Origin of the sequence: Polaromonas sp. (assembly GCF_035638815.1) — a bacterium.
Classification (GTDB): domain Bacteria; phylum Pseudomonadota; class Gammaproteobacteria; order Burkholderiales; family Burkholderiaceae_C; genus Polaromonas.
In genome coordinates this window covers 1-15,681 of the sequence record NZ_DASQZG010000026.1, presented here as the reverse complement: position 1 = coordinate 15,681, position 15,681 = coordinate 1, and the positions used below count along the sequence as shown (strand labels likewise).

At 60.6% G+C, this 15,681-nt stretch carries 15 protein-coding genes and 2 riboswitches; of the genes, 8 read left to right on the top strand and 7 right to left on the bottom strand.

Features of this window, described 5'->3' with window-relative positions:
• Positions 1–9: 9 nt before the first annotated feature.
• From VE934_RS15635 to VE934_RS15625, 3 genes are all read right to left on the bottom strand, one after another.
• Complete coding sequence (locus tag VE934_RS15635; RefSeq protein ID WP_414693861.1) at positions 10–579, bottom strand: fasciclin domain-containing protein; 570 nt, start codon at positions 577–579, stop codon at positions 10–12.
• A 299-nt stretch (positions 580–878) separates the two neighbouring features.
• Positions 879–3,089, bottom strand: a complete 2,211-nt coding sequence (locus VE934_RS15630; protein ID WP_324889162.1) for a malate synthase G — start codon at positions 3,087–3,089, stop codon at positions 879–881.
• 305 nt (positions 3,090–3,394) lie between these two features.
• Positions 3,395–4,177 (bottom strand): SDR family oxidoreductase, encoded by a 783-nt coding sequence (locus VE934_RS15625; RefSeq protein WP_324889329.1) that lies wholly within the window; start codon positions 4,175–4,177, stop codon positions 3,395–3,397.
• Between the two features lie 145 nt (positions 4,178–4,322).
• On the opposite strand from VE934_RS15625, the gene VE934_RS15620 reads away from it, so the two are divergent.
• Positions 4,323–5,264 carry an SMP-30/gluconolactonase/LRE family protein gene (locus tag VE934_RS15620; RefSeq protein ID WP_324889160.1) on the top strand — a complete coding sequence of 314 codons (942 nt, stop codon included), beginning with the start codon at positions 4,323–4,325 and terminating at the stop codon, positions 5,262–5,264.
• Between the two features lie 33 nt (positions 5,265–5,297).
• Entirely contained in the window at positions 5,298–6,224 is a 927-nt protein-coding gene (locus VE934_RS15615; protein ID WP_324889157.1) for an aldose 1-epimerase, read from the top strand.
• A gap of 10 nt (positions 6,225–6,234) precedes the next feature.
• Here VE934_RS15615 and VE934_RS15610 read toward each other — a convergent pair whose 3' ends face one another.
• The gene (locus VE934_RS15610) at positions 6,235–6,963 is read right to left on the bottom strand and encodes an IclR family transcriptional regulator (RefSeq protein ID WP_324889155.1); all 729 of its coding nucleotides are present in this window, start codon (positions 6,961–6,963) and stop codon (positions 6,235–6,237) included.
• Between the two features lie 81 nt (positions 6,964–7,044).
• Here VE934_RS15610 and VE934_RS15605 point away from each other — a divergent pair, with 81 nt between their 5' ends.
• A complete protein-coding gene (locus tag VE934_RS15605) occupies positions 7,045–7,986 on the top strand; it encodes a hydroxymethylglutaryl-CoA lyase (RefSeq protein ID WP_414693860.1) in 942 nt (313 codons plus the stop codon).
• Positions 7,979–9,193: a CaiB/BaiF CoA-transferase family protein gene (locus tag VE934_RS15600; protein WP_324889153.1), complete on the top strand. Its 1,215-nt coding sequence runs from the start codon at positions 7,979–7,981 to the stop codon at positions 9,191–9,193. Before VE934_RS15605 ends, VE934_RS15600 begins: the two co-directional genes overlap by 8 nt.
• A gap of 97 nt (positions 9,194–9,290) precedes the next feature.
• Here the strand turns inward: VE934_RS15600 and VE934_RS15595 are convergent, their stop codons facing one another.
• Positions 9,291–9,596, bottom strand: a complete 306-nt coding sequence (locus tag VE934_RS15595) for a hypothetical protein (RefSeq protein WP_324889151.1) — start codon at positions 9,594–9,596, stop codon at positions 9,291–9,293.
• Positions 9,597–9,862: 266 nt separating this feature from the next.
• On the opposite strand from VE934_RS15595, the gene VE934_RS15590 reads away from it, so the two are divergent.
• Positions 9,863–10,786, top strand: coding sequence for a LysR family transcriptional regulator (locus VE934_RS15590; protein WP_324889149.1), 924 nt, complete (start codon positions 9,863–9,865; stop codon positions 10,784–10,786).
• A gap of 30 nt (positions 10,787–10,816) precedes the next feature.
• Positions 10,817–11,269, top strand: coding sequence for a DUF2214 family protein (locus VE934_RS15585; protein WP_324889147.1), 453 nt, complete (start codon positions 10,817–10,819; stop codon positions 11,267–11,269).
• Here the strand turns inward: VE934_RS15585 and VE934_RS15580 are convergent.
• On the bottom strand, positions 11,266–11,901 hold the full coding sequence (locus VE934_RS15580) for a LysE/ArgO family amino acid transporter (protein ID WP_324889145.1): 636 nt from the start codon (positions 11,899–11,901) through the stop codon (positions 11,266–11,268). The two genes, VE934_RS15585 and VE934_RS15580, sit on opposite strands and share 4 nt — an antisense overlap.
• An 84-nt stretch (positions 11,902–11,985) precedes the next feature.
• Between VE934_RS15580 and VE934_RS15575 the strand changes: the two genes are divergently transcribed.
• On the top strand, positions 11,986–12,912 hold the full coding sequence (locus tag VE934_RS15575; RefSeq protein ID WP_324889143.1) for an HTH-type transcriptional regulator ArgP: 927 nt from the start codon (positions 11,986–11,988) through the stop codon (positions 12,910–12,912).
• Here the strand turns inward: VE934_RS15575 and VE934_RS15570 are convergent.
• Complete coding sequence (locus VE934_RS15570; RefSeq protein ID WP_324889141.1) at positions 12,903–14,210, bottom strand: D-amino acid dehydrogenase; 1,308 nt, start codon at positions 14,208–14,210, stop codon at positions 12,903–12,905. The two genes, VE934_RS15575 and VE934_RS15570, sit on opposite strands and share 10 nt — an antisense overlap.
• 110 nt (positions 14,211–14,320) lie before the next feature.
• Positions 14,321–14,419: riboswitch (glycine riboswitch) on the bottom strand.
• 7 nt (positions 14,420–14,426) lie between these two features.
• Positions 14,427–14,518, bottom strand: a riboswitch (glycine riboswitch).
• A gap of 61 nt (positions 14,519–14,579) precedes the next feature.
• Here VE934_RS15570 and VE934_RS15565 point away from each other — a divergent pair.
• On the top strand, positions 14,580–15,681 hold a 1,102-nt coding region (locus VE934_RS15565), incomplete at its 3' end, for an arginine--tRNA ligase (protein ID WP_324889139.1).

Genomic DNA, 15,681 nt, shown 5'->3' with positions numbered 1-15,681 from the left:
GCAAAAAAATCAGTTCGGGACCAAAACCTTGTTGACCACGTGGATCACGCCGTTGGACTGGTACACGTTGGCAATGCTGACCATGGCAACGCCGCCCTTTTCATCGGTGACCATCACGTTGGAGCCGCTGGTTGTGACGATCAGGCTGTCGCCAGAAGCGGTGGTCAGGGTGGTGCGGCCATTGCCGGCCATCACACGCTGGCTCAAGGCGGCTGCGTCCAGTTTGCCGGGCACCACGTGTGCGGTCAGGATTTTGGTGAGCGTGGCTTTGTTCTCGGGCTTGAGCAAAGTGGCAACGGTGCCGGCTGGCAGGGCGTCAAACGCTGCGTTTGTCGGTGCAAACACAGTGAAAGGACCTGGCGACTTGAGTGTGTCAACAAGGCCGGCAGCCTTGACGGCGGCAACCAGTGTGGTGTGGTCTTTCGAGTTGACGGCATTGTCAATGATGTCTTTTGTGGGGAACATGGCTGCGCCGCCGACCATGACCGACGGGCCGCCGGACATCTGGCTGTTGGACATGCCGCCGGCACAAGCGCTGAGCAGAACGGCAACACCGGCTGCAATGATTAGTTTCTTCATAGAAAACTCCTGAAAGTTGTTGAGGTTCGATCTGTGGAATCCGCCACAGCGGGTGAGCGTTCGAGCCGCCTGCAAGTGATACGCGGGAAGATCGCAACTGGATTCAGCGGGGAATCCGGGGCTTGTGGGCGTAGCGTGCTGAAGCGGCTGAACCTGGGGGCCAAACCAGGGCCGCTGGCAAAAAAAATGGCGCCCACGGGCGCCATTGGTTCAGGTTTATAGAGAAAAACGACCGTTGGCCCTTTAATGGCGGGCGCGAGTCGCTATAAATTAAATAGCAAACTGTTGCGGCGCGGAAGTCAACCGACAGCCTTCACCTTGAGCCGCCAGGCATGCAGCAGTGGCTCGGTATAGCCGCTAGGCTGCTCCAGGCCTTTGAAGACGAGGTCGCAGGCGGCCTTGTAAGCCGCCGAGGTGTCAAAGTTGCCAGCCATGGGACGGTACAACTTGTCGCCGGCGTTTTGTTTGTCTACGACGGCTGCCATGCGCTCGAAGGTTTCTTTCACTTGCGCCCTGCTCACCACGCCATGCAGCAGCCAGTTAGCGATGTGCTGGCTGCTGATGCGCAGCGTGGCGCGGTCTTCCATCAGGCCAACGTTGTGGATGTCGGGCACCTTGGAGCAACCCACGCCTTGGTCAATCCAGCGCACCACATAGCCCAAAATGCCTTGCGCGTTGTTGTCCAGCTCCTGCTGTTTGGCTGCCTCATCCCAGTCGGGCGTCGCTGTCACTGGCACTTGCAGCAGGCCATTGAGAAGCGTGTTGCGCTCTTTGTTGGCATCTGTCTTTTCCAGATCCTTTTGCACTTTGCTGACCTTGACCTGGTGGTAGTGCAGCGCGTGCAGCGTGGCCCCGGTCGGGCTGGGCACCCAAGCTGTGTTGGCGCCGGCCCTGGGGTGGGCAATCTTCTGCTCCATCATGGACTTCATCAAATCGGGCATGGCCCACATGCCTTTGCCAATCTGCGCTTTGCCACGCAGGCCGCATGACAGGCCCACCAGCACATTGCTTTTTTCATAGGCCGCAATCCATGCGCTGGTTTTCATGTCGCCCTTGCGGATCATGGGGCCCGCGTGCATGGCGGTGTGCATCTCGTCGCCTGTGCGGTCCAGGAAGCCGGTGTTGATGAAGGCAACGCGGCTTGAAGCTGCTGCAATACAAGCCTGCAGGTTGACGCTGGTGCGGCGCTCTTCGTCCATGATGCCCAGCTTGACGGTGCTATCTGGCAGGCCCAGCATTTTTTCAACGCGTGTAAACAGTTCGGCTGCAAAGGCGACTTCTGCCGGGCCGTGCATTTTGGGTTTGACGATGTAGACCGAGCCCTTGCGTGAGTTCCGGATGCCGGTTTTACCTTTGCGCTTGAGGTCATGAATAGCAATCGTGGTGGTAACCACGGCGTCCAGAATGCCTTCGGGGATTTCTTTGGTAGAGCCATCGGCAGCGGTGTACAGCACTGCGGGGTTGGTCATCAGGTGACCAACATTGCGCACAAACATCAGCGAGCGGCCATGCAGCGTGACGGGCTTGCCATTGGGGGAGGTGTACTCGCGGTCCGGGTTCAGCCCGCGTGTGAAGGTTTTGCCATCCTTGGTCACGCTTTCGGTCAACGTGCCCTGCAAAATGCCCAGCCAGTTGCTGTATGCCAGCACCTTGTCGTCCGCGTCGACCACGGCCACCGAGTCTTCAAGATCCAGAATGGTTGAGAGAGCCGCTTCCAGCACCAGGTCGCTGACGCCAGCCGCGTCAGTTTTGCCGATGGGGGTGTTGCGGTTGATCTGGATATCAATATGCAGGCCGTTGTGCTGTAGAAGAACAGAAGTCGGCGCAGAGGCTTTGCCCTGAAAGCCAATGAACTGCTTTGCATCCGCCAGCGTACTGCTTTTGCCACCCTTGAGCGAAACCACCAGCTTGCCACCCCTGACAGCGTAGCCAGTCGAGTTGATATGCGAGCCCTTGCTCAATGGTGCCGTGCGGTCCAGCACGTAGCGGGCGTATTCAATCACCTTGGCGCCGCGCACCGGGTTGTAGCCCTTGCCTTTGTCGGCGCCGTCCGTTTCGGGGATGACTTCCGTGCCATACAACGCGTCATACAGCGAGCCCCAGCGTGCATTGGCTGCGTTGAGCGCGTAACGCGCATTCAAGATCGGCACCACCAGTTGCGGCCCGGCCTGCTTGGCCAGTTCTGCGTCAACGTTGCCGGTGGTGATCTGTACCTTTTTTGGAGATGGCACGAGGTAGCCGATTTGTTCGAGAAAGGCGCGGTAGGCCTTCATGTCGGCGATCGGGCCGGGGTTAGCTTTGTGCCAGCTGTCCATCTCGGTCTGCAGCCGGTCGCGCTCTGCGAGCAAGGCGATGTTTTTTGGCGCCAGGTCCTGAACAACGGCGTCAAAACCCTTCCAGAAAGTCGCCTTGTCAACGCCGGTACCGGGCAGAACCTGGTCATCAATAAATCGTTGCAGCACGGTGGCCACCTGCAGGCTGTGCAGCGATGTGCGTGGACTTGTAGTCATGAAGAAACCTCAAAAATGGAAGGGAGAAAAAGCGAAAAGTTTACGCTGGCAAAAAGACGCCGACAGATCGCGCTGCCAGGCGTCGAAACCCGGAGCGCGGCGGGCAAGCGCCAAAAACGCAGCGAACGGATACGCCCGCTGCACGGCAACAGGCCATCACCTCAACTGTATTTGATACTTAACCGATAATTAATTAATCAAAAAGTTAGTTATCTGTGACATTGATGGGTGTAATTCCGGACTGAAATCCGGATCCGACGCCAGCCCTCACCCTGTGTGGCCGCAAGCTTGCGATGGACTGAAGGTCACACTATCCCGGCATCCACCTTGAACTCCTGCGCGGTGCACATCGCTGCGTCATCAGACGCCAGAAACAGCACCATGCGCGCAATGTCGTGCGGCATCAGCTTGTCGGGCAGACACTGGTTGCGCGCCAGTTCTTTCTCGCCTTCCTCATTGAGCCAGAGCTTGATTTGCCGCTCGGTCATGACCCAGCCCGGCGACACCGTGTTGATGCGGATGCGGTCCTGCCCAAGCGTTTTGGCAAGGCCGCGTGTCAGGCCGTTGACGGACGATTTGGCGATGGCGTAACAGGGGTAGCCGGCCCCCTTGCCTTGCCAGCCCGTAGAGCCGAGATTGATGACCGAGCCGGCGCCCAGGCGCCGCATGCCGGGCACAACTGACTGGATGGCAAAAAAGGCGGGCCGCTCGTTGATCGCCATGCGTTCGTCGTAATAGGCGGGGGTCACGGACTCCAGACTGTGCCGGTCGTCGCTGGCCACGTTGTTGACCAGTACCGAAAAATCGCCAAGGGCTGCGGCCGCTTCGGTGATGGTTTGCTGCAGCGCTGCGATGTCCCGCACGTCGCATACCCGCCACCAGGGGGCTGCATGGCCGGCCAACACCAGCTCCTTCACCAGGGCTTCACTGGCATCTTTCGCGACGTCGATAAATGCGACGCGTGCGCCTTGCTGCGCAAACGCTGTCACGATGGCCGCGCCTATGCCGCTGCCACCGCCGGTTACAAAAACGTTGCGGCCTTGAAGACTGGGAAAGTGGGACAAGAGGCTTGTTTGAGGTGCGCGCATATTGGGAACGGTAAGAGTGTTTGGCATTGCAATTTAAGTATGAATTTAGTTCGAAATACCAGGCTTCAAGCACCACTGTGCGTTGATATGATTTAACGCGACGAGATTCGCGAGCCGGACCCTGATATCGTAGTTGGAGATTGGATTGAGCACCTTTGATCGCCAGGCGGACACCCCGCCTCAGCCTGCCTTTTCCAAGCCTGTGTACGGTAAGCCGCAATGTGTTGTGCCAGCCGGAGCTCTGCTGGGGGAGGGTGTTGTGTGGTCGCAGCGCGAGCAGTCGGTTTACTGGGTGGACATTCTTTCTTGCCGTCTGCACCGTTTTCATCCGGCCACTGGAGAGCGCACGACGTGGGCCTTTTCTGAAGAGATATCTGCGGTGGCAGAGAGGGCCCAGGGCCCCGGATTAATCGTCACCCTGCGGCGCGGATTTGCACTGTTTGACCCTGCATCAGGCGGTGAGCCGCGCTACCTGCACCAGCCCGAGCCCGCTTTGCCGGGCAACCGTTTCAACGACGGGAAATGCGATGCGCAAGGCCGTTTCTGGGGTGGGACCATGGATTTCGCCTGCACCGACGCGACCGGGGCGCTGTACCGCTTTGACCCGGACGGGCGCTGCACGCGGCATGAAGAAGGTTTTGCAATTACCAACGGCCCAACCTGGTCGGCCGATGGGCGGACTCTGTATTTCAACGACACCAAGAATGGCCGCATTTATGCGTATGACTTCGACCTTGCCAGCGGCACTTTGTCGAACAAGCGCCTGTGGCTTGCATTTAGCCCCGGCGACGGCGTGCCCGACGGCATGACCACGGACGCTGCAGGCCGCTTGTGGATTGCGCACTGGGGCGCCTCATGCGTGAGTTGCCATGATCCGGTGAGTGCCGGGGAGTTGTGTCGCGTGCCGCTGCCGGTCAGCCAGGTGACCAACTGCGTATTTGGTGGGCCGGATCTGCGCACACTTTTTATTACCAGCGCCAGCACCGGTCTTACGGCCGTGCAGCTGGCCGCCGAGCCGCTGGCGGGCGGCCTGTTCGCTGTCCCCATGGATTGCCCGGGCATCCCCGCCAATATGTTTGCCGGGTGAGAGTTGCGCGGCCTTGACTTTGAAAGATCTTCGATGAGTGACCCTTTGCACCCCATTGTCTGGCTACGTCATGCTGGCCAACACCTTGGGCTTGTGCCCTCCCTGGGCGGCAGCGTCGCCGCCTGGCAGCTCGATCGTCCGCAGGGACCGATTGATCTCTGGCGGCCGTGGGACGGAAAGACGAACGACCTCTACCAGACGGCATCCTTTGCCATGGTGCCGTGGTCCAATCGCATCAGCGGCGGCGGTTTCACCCAGGATGGGCAGTTTTATCCCATGGCGCCCAACCGCAGCGGCGAGGTGTACCCCATCCATGGCGACGGCTGGCTGCAACCCTGGCAGATTTCACAGCCGCAGGCGGACACGCTGGTCATGACGCTGGTCTCCACAAGCTTCGACGGCAACCCTTATGAATATGACGCTGTTCAGACCTTCAAGCTTGTAGCAGGGGGCCTGAACCAACACGTGCAGGTCCGTCATCGTGGCGACCAGCCGTTGCCCTATGGCCTGGGCGTGCATCCTTGGTTTCCGCGCACGCCGCAGACCAGCATCAGTGCGCCGGTGCAGGGCGTCTGGCTCTGTGGCAATGACCCCATACCGACCGAACACACGGCGAACTTTCCAGCGGGCTGGAATCTCAACGAAGGCGCGCCTGCCAACGGTCCGCTAATGGACAACTGCTACACCGGTTGGGGCGGCACGGCCCGAATCTCCTGGCCGGAGCTGGGCTTGCAGCTTACCGCCAGCATGCCGGACTTTGAACGGGACGGCGGTGCTGATCAGCACTTCTGCCTGGTCTATCGGCCGCCGCAGGGCCCTGCGTTCTGCTTTGAGCCGATCACGCAGCCGATTGATGCCTTCCACATGCCAGGTCAGCCGGGTCTGCGCGTGTTGGGCAAAGATGAGCAGCTCTCGCTCAACATCGAGTGGCGCGTCGAGTCCCTGGCGGCGCAGGACTGATCTCCAGGCATCAGACCTCTCCGCTGAGTTTGCCGGCCGCGCGGACCACCGCCTTGATGTGGCGTTCAACATACCGATGTGCGGGCATGGTTAAGGTCAATGCCGCGGCCAGGGTGCCGTCCGCACGGAACACCGGCGCCGAAATGCCGGCGACTTCGGCCAGCCGGTCTCCCACAGCGGTGTAGTAGCCCTGTTCGCGGATGCGGGCGTTGAGCTGATGGTCTTTTTGGCCTCTTGCCCTTTGTTCACGGGTGCTGAATGCTATCAAAATGCGAGCGCCCGTGCCGCGATCTGCCGGCAGCACATCGCCAGCCTTTATGTGGTCGCGGATGGGATGCGGGGAATCCACGCGGTACAGACACAGGCGCGCATCACCCTGGCGCACATGGTAAGCCGCACTTTCGCCAGTGGCGGCAACCAGTTCGCGCAGAACCGGCAGCACCACGCGGTCCAGCGAAAACGCGGCTGCATACAGCCCGTGCAAACGGGCAACTTCCGCGCCCAGTGCGTAGCGGCCATCGTCCAGTTTCTGAATCAGCCTCGCGTGTTCCAGCGAGGCCAGCAAGCGCAGCACAGTGCTTTTATAAAGTTGGGTGCGCTCAGCCAGTTCGGCCAGGCTCAGGGAGGTGTCACCGGTTCTGAAGGCTGACAGCAGGGTCAGCGCGCGGTCCACAGACGCAGCCCCGCCCGGCGCTGCGTCTGCATCGGCAAGGGATTCGGTCTGGGCTTTGCGTGGCATGGGGTGAACTGACAGCGCTGTGGACTTGCTACAATATTTCTTCAGAAAGAACATTATTCTATCTGACAGAATATTTGATGAATGCCAATTTCTCCTGAAAATCATGTGCTGATCAGCGAAGTCGGACCGCGTGACGGCCTGCAGAGCGTCCCCCGCACCATGGCCACGGCCCACAAGTTGCGCTGGATCACCGCTTTGTACGACGCTGGTCTGCGCGAAATCGAAGTGGGGTCCTTTGTGCCGGCCAGCTATTTGCCGCAAATGGCGGACACGGCCGAGATGGTGAAACACGCCACCACCTTGCCGGGCCTGACCGTGATGGCGCTGGTTCCCAATCGTCGTGGCGCGCAGCGCGCGCTGGAGGCGGGCGTACACAAATTGAGTTTGCCGGTTTCGGCCAGCGCTGCACATTCGCTGGCCAATGTGCGCAAGACCCGGGAAGAGATGATTGAAGAAGTCCGTGCCATTGCGGCGTTGCGCCGGCACCTTGCGCCCGATGTCGGCGTGGAGGTGGGGATTTCCACCGCGTTCGGGTGCACGCTACAGGGCCACGTCCCAGAGGACGAGGTGATGTGGCTGGCCGAACAATGCATGGAGGCAGGTGCCGACGAAGCGGGCTTGTCAGATACCGCAGGTTACGCAAATCCGGCCCAGGTACGGCGCCTCTTCAGGCGGCTGCGAGCCGAGATTGGCAACAAGGCCGGCGCCGCCCACATGCACAACACGCGTGGCTTGGGGCTGGCCAACTGCCTGGCTGCTTATGAAGAAGGCGTGCGAACATTTGACGCCTCTCTGGGCGGGCTTGGCGGCTGTCCTTATGCTCCCGGGGCATCAGGCAATGTGGTGACGGAGGATCTGGTGTTCATGTTTGAAGCAATGGGTGTGAATACAGGCGTTGACTTGCCCAGGCTGTTTGCGGCACGCGTGCCCCTGCACGCCGGTCTGCCAGACGAACCGTTGTACGGCATGACGCCCGAGGCAGGGCTGCCGAAAAACTTTGTGCGCGGAAGCCAACATGCTTGAAGCGTCCCCATCCCAAAACCAAAATGCGCTGCCGTACGTCGGCCTTCGCGTCGTCGAGTTCACCCACATGGTGATGGGGCCCACCTGCGGAATGGTGCTGGCAGACCTGGGCGCAGAGGTCATCAAGGTTGAGCCTTTGAAGGGCGACAACACCCGAAAATTGCTGGGCTCGGGCTCGGGGTTTTTTCCCTTGTTCAACCGCAACAAGAAAAGCATCGCGCTGGACTTGCAAACGCCCGAGGGGCGCGAGATCGCGCTCAAGCTGATAGCCACCGCTGATGTGGTCAGCGAAAACTTCAAGCCGGGCACCATGCAGAAGCTGGGCCTGGACTATCAAAGCCTTTCAAAACTGGATGAACGGCTGATCTATGTCAGTCACAAGGGATTTTTGCCGGGGCCTTATGAGCACCGCACCGCGCTGGACGAAGTGGTGCAGATGATGGGCGGGCTGGCGTACATGACGGGCAGGCCGGGCGATCCGCTGCGCGCTGGCAGCAGCGTCAATGACATCATGGGCGGCATGTTTGGCGCCATTGGCGCTATGGCCGCGCTTGCCGCGCGGGAAAAAACCGGCAAAGGGCAAGAGGTGCAGTCCGCGTTGTTTGAAAACAATGTGTTTCTGGTGGCGCAGCACATGATGCAGTTCGCCGTCACCGGCGAGCCCGCCGCACCCATGCCCAGCCGGATTTCAGCATGGGCGGTCTATGACGTCTTCACCGTCAAGGATGGCGAACAGATATTTTTAGCAGTGGTCAGCGACACCCAATGGACCGTGTTTTGTGAGGCCTTCGGCCTGTCCGATCTGCGGGACGACGTGCGGCTTCTCAGCAACAACCACAGGGTTCGAGAGCGCGAATGGCTGATCCCCTTGCTGAGGTCCACACTGTCAGTTCACGGCGCTGCGCACATCGGGGCCGTGTTCGAAAAAAACGGTTTGCCTTACGCACCCATCACTCGCCCGGAAGATCTTTTCAATGATCCCCACCTGAAAGCGACAGGGGGACTGGCGTCCATGACCCTGCCGGATGGCAAGAGGGCGGGTGAGTCCACCCCTACCGTACTGATGCCGCTGACCCTGGGCGGAACGCGGCCAGGCGTGCGCATGAGTCCACCACGCCTGGGCGAACACACGCACAGTTTGCTCCGCGGGATAGGCTACGCTGAAAAGGAAATCCAGGCTTTGCTTGAGGGCGGCGTCGCCGGTTGATATATCGTCACGACCGTTGAGAAATCAGGGCGGATCTGAATGGCAACGCGCAAAAGAAAAAAGGGCCCGAGAGGGCCCTTTTTTTGCGAGAGAGGTATTACGGTTTCGCTGGCGTAGCTGGAACGATCACGACGGTGTCGCCGGTTTTGCCAGTTGCGCCCGTGTCGCCGGTTGCACCAGTGGAACCAGTTGCGCCGGTATAGCCTGTGGAACCGGTGGAGCCAGTTGAACCTGTGGAGCCAGTGGATCCCGTAGAGCCAGTAGCGCCTGCAGGGCCAGGAGGGCCAGGTACAGGTGTAGGCACGGAAACGACAGCGGGTGTCACAACGGTGGCGGGACGGTTGTCACAGGCGGCCAGTGCGAATACAGCGAGGGCAGCGGCAAGAATAATGGAAGACTTCATAAAAAAAACTCCTTGGAAGTTAGACAGAGCCCGTTTTCCCGGACAGCTGCGGAATGTGCAGGTGCTTGGAGTTGCGGCGTCAACACCATTTGTATCTCACCGCCGCCCCTCCCCGCGTAGGCGCAAACCGGTAAAGACCGTGGGTATCCAGGCCCAAGCAGTATTTATCAAGAAGAAAAGACTTTGCGACCCGACTATCGACCTCATAGCCATAATGAAAGAGGTTTTGGCCGCCATTGCCACCTTTTATTCGCATAATCGGCGCGATGGACAAACTCAAGCAGCTCGAATCTTTCGTTTCCGTGGCGACCCGGGGCAGCCTGACGGCCGCGGCAAACGCGGAGGGCGTTGCGCCTGCCATCATGGGTAGACGACTGGATGCGCTGGAGGGACGCCTGGGCGTCAAGCTGCTGGTTCGCACCACGCGCCGCATATCCCTGACGCATGAAGGCAGCGCCTTTCTGGAGGACTGCCAGCGGCTGCTGATCGATGTGGCCAATGCCGAGGCCAGCGTGTCTGCGGGAGGCGTCAAGGCCAGCGGACATTTACGCATCACTGCGCCGGCGGGTTTTGGCCGCCGCCATGTGGCGCCACTGGTGCCCATCTTTCGCGAGCTGCATGCAGACGTGACGATCTCGCTGAACCTGAGCGACCGCGTGGTTGATCTGGCCGGTGAGGGTTTTGATTGCGCGGTGCGTGTTGGCGACATGCCTGACTCTTCTCTGGTCAGCGTGCGCCTGGCCGACAACCGGCGCATGTGTGTGGCCACACCCGAATACCTGCGGCGCCACGGCACCCCACAACACCCCACAGACTTGGCCCGCTTCGCCTGCCTCACCTTGTCCAGCGATGCGTCGCAAACCCGGGGTTGGGCATTTCAGGTAGCTGGTGAGTTGGTACACCTCAAACCCGGTGGGCCGCTGGATTGTTCAGATGGCCAGGTGTTGCACGACTGGTGTATCAACGGCCACGGCATTGCCTGGCGCAGCACCTGGGAAGTGGAAGCCGAAATTGACGCGGGCCAACTGGTGCCGGTGCTGCAAGCTTTTGATGCACCGCCCAACGGGATTTACGCCGTGTTTCCGCAGCGCAAGCACCTGCCTTTACGGGTGCGTTTGTGGATAGACTTTCTCAAAGAGAATTACGGTCGGCCCGCTTTCTGGGCCGGCGCCCGGGCCCAGCGCGCTTGACAAAAAAAATCGGAATAGGAGCCACACCCCATGACCCTGGAAGCCTTGCTAGCGTACGCCCATATTCTTGCGATTCTGACCATGGTGGTGTTTCTTGCGAGTGAAGCAGCCTTGTGCCGCGCCGAATGGATGAACGCCGCGGTTGTCGAACGGCTGGCCAGAATTGACGGGATTTACGGGGTTGCAGCTGGCGCGGTTTTCGTGACGGGATTGCTACGTGTCTTTTACGGGGTCAAGGGCGGGCCCTGGTACGGTGCGAATTACCTCCTTTACGTCAAGCTGGCGTTGTTTATCGGCATCGGATTGCTATCCATCAAGCCCACCTTGATGTTTGCCAGGTGGCGGCGCGAGCTTCGTGCGAGCGGCGCGCTGCCTGATCCGGTGCAGGTGCAGAAAGTGCGAAAACTGGTGATGGTCCAGGCGCATATTCTTCCCTTGATTCCCCTCGCCGCAGTTTTTCTGGCGCGCGGCTTCGGTTCCTAGAGCAGACTTCGCAGTAGCCAGAAAGCAGTGCCCCACATCATCAGAGCGACCAGCAGATCGAGTGCCTTCCACATCGCAGGTGAATCAAGCCGGTGGCCCACGCACCAAAGTGCTGCACCGAGGCCGGTGAACCACACCAGCGATCCGGTTGCCGCGCCTACGCCAAATACAGCGTTGTGGGGTTGGGCATACGCCAGCGAAGCCGCGCCAATCAATACGGCGGTGTCCAGCCAGGCATGCGGGTTCAGCCAGGAAAGCGCCAGCGCCAGTCCGACGGCCTGACGGCGCGTGGTGTGGCCCGCTGGTTTTTCTGCGCTATCAGGTGCCGCGGGCCGGGCCGGCTTGAGAAAGCGGCGCAGGGCTTGCGCACCGTATAAAAAAAGCACAATGGCGCCCGCTGCCGTCATGACGTGCAGAACCGAGCCCGACGTATCCCCCAGTTGCGCCACCCCCGCCACGCCGATGGCGATCAGCACCACATCGGTCGCAACGCACACACCGATGGTCAACCATAGATGCTGGCGCAACAAGCCCATGCGAATGATGTGCGCGTTTTGCGGACCGATCGCCATGATCAGCGACAGGCTCAGCACCATGCCGGCAAAAAACGAGGAGTTGATCAGGGATGTCATCAGCCAAAGTATCTGCCGCACGGCATATAAATTTAAGAAAATTAACTAAAATCAAATTTGCTCAATTAAAAGTTAACCAATTACATGCTCGATGCTCGCCAGCTTGATGCCCTTGCCGCCGTCATTGAACACGGCAGTTTCAGCGGCGCCGCCAAAGCGCTGAACCTGACTCTGGCCGCGGTTTCCTTGCGCATCAAGGCACTCGAGGACAGCATGGGCCAGCGTCTGCTGGTGCGCGGCAAGGTCGCGCGTGCAACGCCGGCGGGCCAGACCTTGCTGGCACATTTGCGTCAGGTCCGCTTGATGGAAGCGGATTTGCTGGGCACGCTGGACGGGCAGCAAGGCCATGGTGCAACTGGCAAGTCGGCTCAGTTGCGCAGTCTGAGCGTGGCCGTTAATGCTGACTCTCTCACCAGCTGGTTTCTGCCGGGGATGGCTGCATCCCTGCGCAAGCACCATTTGTTGCTGGAGATCGTGATTGACGATCAGGACCACACCCATGACGCGCTTCAAAGCGGCGACGTGAGCGGCTGCGTCACTACTCTGGCAGAGCCCCTGCGCGGCTGCGTGGCTGAACCGTTGGGGACGATGCGTTATTGCTGCATGGCGGCACCGGCCTTGATCGCGCAGTGGAAAAAAGGTGCTTCGAAGGGCGCGCTGTCTATCCACCACTTGCTGGAAAGCCCGGCCGTCATCTTCAACCGCAAAGACGCCCTGCAGGACACTTTTCTTGAGCAGCACTTTGAGCTGCGCAATGCGAGTTACCCGCGCCATTTTGTGCCTGCTGTGGATGCGTTCGAGGTGGCGCTGGAGCTGGGCATGGGCTGGGGCATGGTGCCAGAGCTGCTGCTTGCCGGCCGCGCGCACCGACCGCCGCTGGCTGAGGTGCTGCCGGGCCGTTACGTGGACGTGGCCCTGTATTGGCAGCACTGGGCGCGGGAGCCAGTGCTCGCGCAGCGGCTGACGCGGGCCGTGAAAGACGCTGCCCGCGACCGCCTGCGTCAGGCCTGAGCCGTCGCTGGCTTGCCCATCCAGAGCCCCCGTCGCTCTGGCACCAAGCCTGTAAAAGCAAAGTCCACCTCGGGCGCGCGCCCGCTGATGATGTCGGAAATTGCTGCGCCCGATCCGCAGCCGTGTGTCCAGCCCAGGGTGCCGTGCCCGGTGTTGAGAAACAGGTTGCGGGTTTTGGAGGCGCCGATATACGGCACATTGGACGGCGTGGCGGGCCGCAAGCCGGTCCAGTACTGCGCGTTTTGCCCATCGGTCATGTCGGGAAAAAGCTGGCGCACGCGCCGCACAATCGCCTCGCAGCGAACCAGGTTCAGGTCGGTGTTGTAGCCGTCCAGCTCTGCAGTGCCGGCAATACGCAGGCGGTTGCCCAGACGCGAGAACACCAGCTTGTACTCGTCGTCGGTCAGCGACACATTAAAGGAAGCCGCCTCGTTGATGACGGGCAGGGTGACCGAGTAACCTTTAGCCGGGTAAATGCGCAGCGACTGGCCCAACAGCCTGGCCCACTGCGGGCTGTAAGCGCCAAGGCACATCACATAGGCGTCGGATTTCAGCTCGCTTACGATGCCGTCGGCATTGGCGATCTGCACGCCCACCAAGGTGTCACCTTCCTTGCGCGCGCCCACGACGCGGGTGTTGTACATAAAAGCCACACCGGCTGAGGCGCAGAGCGCTGCCAGTTTGCTGGTGAACTGGTGCGCGTCGCCCGACTCATCGCTCGCCGTCATGCTGCCGCCTACCAGTTGGCCGCGGCTGGCAGCCAGCGCGGGTTCAATGGCCACGCATTCATCCGGCGTTTTCATGTCGAGCTCACAGCCGTACTCGCGCATCACGGCGGCAGGACCCTGCGCGTCTGCGTACTCTTTTTCACTGGTGTAGAAATGCAGGATGCCTTCAGTCTTTTGCTGGTAGTCCATGCCGGTGGCGGCGCGCAACTGCTGCAGCTTGGTGCGGCTGTACACCCCGAGGTTCACCATCTGTTTGATGTTGTGGCGTGTACGCCCCGGTGTGCACTGGCGCAGAAAGTCCAGACCCCAGAGCCACTGGTTCAGGTCCGGGCGCAAGCGAAACAGCAGCGGCGCGTCTTCGCGCATCAACCACTTCAGCACTTTGAGCGGTGCGCCAGGGTTGGCCCAGGGTTCGGCGTGGCTGACCGAGACCTGCCCGCCATTGGCAAAACTGGTTTCCAGCGCCGCGCCGGGCTGACGGTCCACAACGGTTACCTCGTGACCCGCCTGGTGCAGAAACCAGGCAGACGTGATGCCGGTCACGCCGGCGCCTAAAACGGTGATTTTCATGAGAGTTCCAAGGAAAAAAGGTCGCAAGCCCACGGCGCATGCGCGTAAGCAGCTATGAAATAAGTAGCATTTCAGAGCGGCAGCGTGCACCCGCCAGGGTGCCGCTCCCACTGTCCTTGGTACCTGAGAGATTCAGCCTCTGGCGCATTCGGCGCTGTGCAGGCTTTGCTCCTTCGGTGGTCACCGCATTGCGCGGCAACGCTCTCCAGATTCGGCGTTTTTCATTCAATACGGGAGCCTGAGCGATCATGGGAGATTGCGCCTTCGGCGGTTTGCGCTATGCGCAAACACTCTCTTGAATGAAACTGTATTTTGCCATGCCCAAGCTGCGCAGGGGGCAACAGGGATACCGGCCCGTAAAATCAGGCCATGCTCCTAGTCAAACAAGAATTGCTCGCGGTCCTGGCCGCCGAGCTGGAAAAACTGTCACCCGGCGCCGGCCAGAAGGCGGCTTTCGAATCCCCCAAGGTTGCTGCGCATGGTGATTTCGCCTCGACCGCCGCCATGCAGCTGGCCAAACCGCTCAAGCTCAATCCGCGCCAGCTCGCGGAAAGCCTGCGCGACGCGCTGCTGGCAGCGCCGGTGTACCAGCGCTGGGTTGATGAAATTGACATTGCCGGGCCGGGTTTTATCAACTTTCGGCTCAAACCCGCCGCCAAACAGGAGACCGTGCGCGAGGTGCTCGCGGCTGGCGTCGGCTATGGCACCAGGCCCGCCGACAAAGCGCGGCGCATGCTGGTTGAATTTGTGTCAGCCAACCCGACCGGCCCTTTGCACGTGGGCCATGGCAGGCAGGCGGCGCTGGGCGACGCCATCTGCAATTTGTTTGCAACCCAGGGCTGGGACGTGCACCGCGAGTTTTATTACAACGACGCCGGGGTGCAGATCCATACGCTGGCCACCAGCACCCAGGCTCGCGCGCAAGGGCTCAAGCCTGGTGATGCCGGCTGGCCGGAGCCTGCCTACAACGGCGACTACATCGCCGACATTGCCCGGGACTTCAAGGACAAGAAAACCGTCAAGTCTGATGACCGGGAGTTCACGGCCTCTGGCGACATCACAGACCTGGATGCGATTCGCCAGTTTGCGGTGGCTTACCTGCGCCACGAGCAGGATCTGGATTTGCAGGCCTTCTCGGTCCGCTTCGATAACTACTACCTCGAGTCCAGCCTGTACAGCTCGGGTCGGGTCGAATCGGCCGTCGCCAAACTGAAGGAAGCCGGCAAGACTTATGAGCAGGACGGCGCGCTCTGGCTTAAGTCCACCGACTACGGCGACGACAAAGATCGCGTGATGAAAAAGGGCGACGGCAGCTACACCTACTTTGTGCCTGATGTGGCTTACCACCTGGCCAAGTGGGAGCGTGGCTTTACCAAGGCCATCAACATCCAGGGCATGGACCACCACGGCACGATTGCCCGTGTGCGGGCCGGCCTGCAGGCGGCAGGGGACGGCATTCCGCAAGGCTACC

Coding starts and splice junctions, on each gene's coding strand:
- VE934_RS15635 (WP_414693861.1), bottom strand. CDS start 579: ATGAAGAAACTAATCATTGCAGCCGGTGTTGCCGTTCTGCTCAGCGCT.
- VE934_RS15630 (WP_324889162.1), bottom strand. CDS start 3,089: ATGACTACAAGTCCACGCACATCGCTGCACAGCCTGCAGGTGGCCACC.
- VE934_RS15625 (WP_324889329.1), bottom strand. CDS start 4,177: ATGCGCGCACCTCAAACAAGCCTCTTGTCCCACTTTCCCAGTCTTCAA.
- VE934_RS15615 (WP_324889157.1), top strand. CDS start 5,298: ATGAGTGACCCTTTGCACCCCATTGTCTGGCTACGTCATGCTGGCCAA.
- VE934_RS15610 (WP_324889155.1), bottom strand. CDS start 6,963: ATGCCACGCAAAGCCCAGACCGAATCCCTTGCCGATGCAGACGCAGCG.
- VE934_RS15605 (WP_414693860.1), top strand. CDS start 7,045: ATGCCAATTTCTCCTGAAAATCATGTGCTGATCAGCGAAGTCGGACCG.
- VE934_RS15600 (WP_324889153.1), top strand. CDS start 7,979: ATGCTTGAAGCGTCCCCATCCCAAAACCAAAATGCGCTGCCGTACGTC.
- VE934_RS15595 (WP_324889151.1), bottom strand. CDS start 9,596: ATGAAGTCTTCCATTATTCTTGCCGCTGCCCTCGCTGTATTCGCACTG.
- VE934_RS15590 (WP_324889149.1), top strand. CDS start 9,863: ATGGACAAACTCAAGCAGCTCGAATCTTTCGTTTCCGTGGCGACCCGG.
- VE934_RS15585 (WP_324889147.1), top strand. CDS start 10,817: ATGACCCTGGAAGCCTTGCTAGCGTACGCCCATATTCTTGCGATTCTG.
- VE934_RS15580 (WP_324889145.1), bottom strand. CDS start 11,901: ATGACATCCCTGATCAACTCCTCGTTTTTTGCCGGCATGGTGCTGAGC.
- VE934_RS15575 (WP_324889143.1), top strand. CDS start 11,986: ATGCTCGATGCTCGCCAGCTTGATGCCCTTGCCGCCGTCATTGAACAC.
- VE934_RS15570 (WP_324889141.1), bottom strand. CDS start 14,210: ATGAAAATCACCGTTTTAGGCGCCGGCGTGACCGGCATCACGTCTGCC.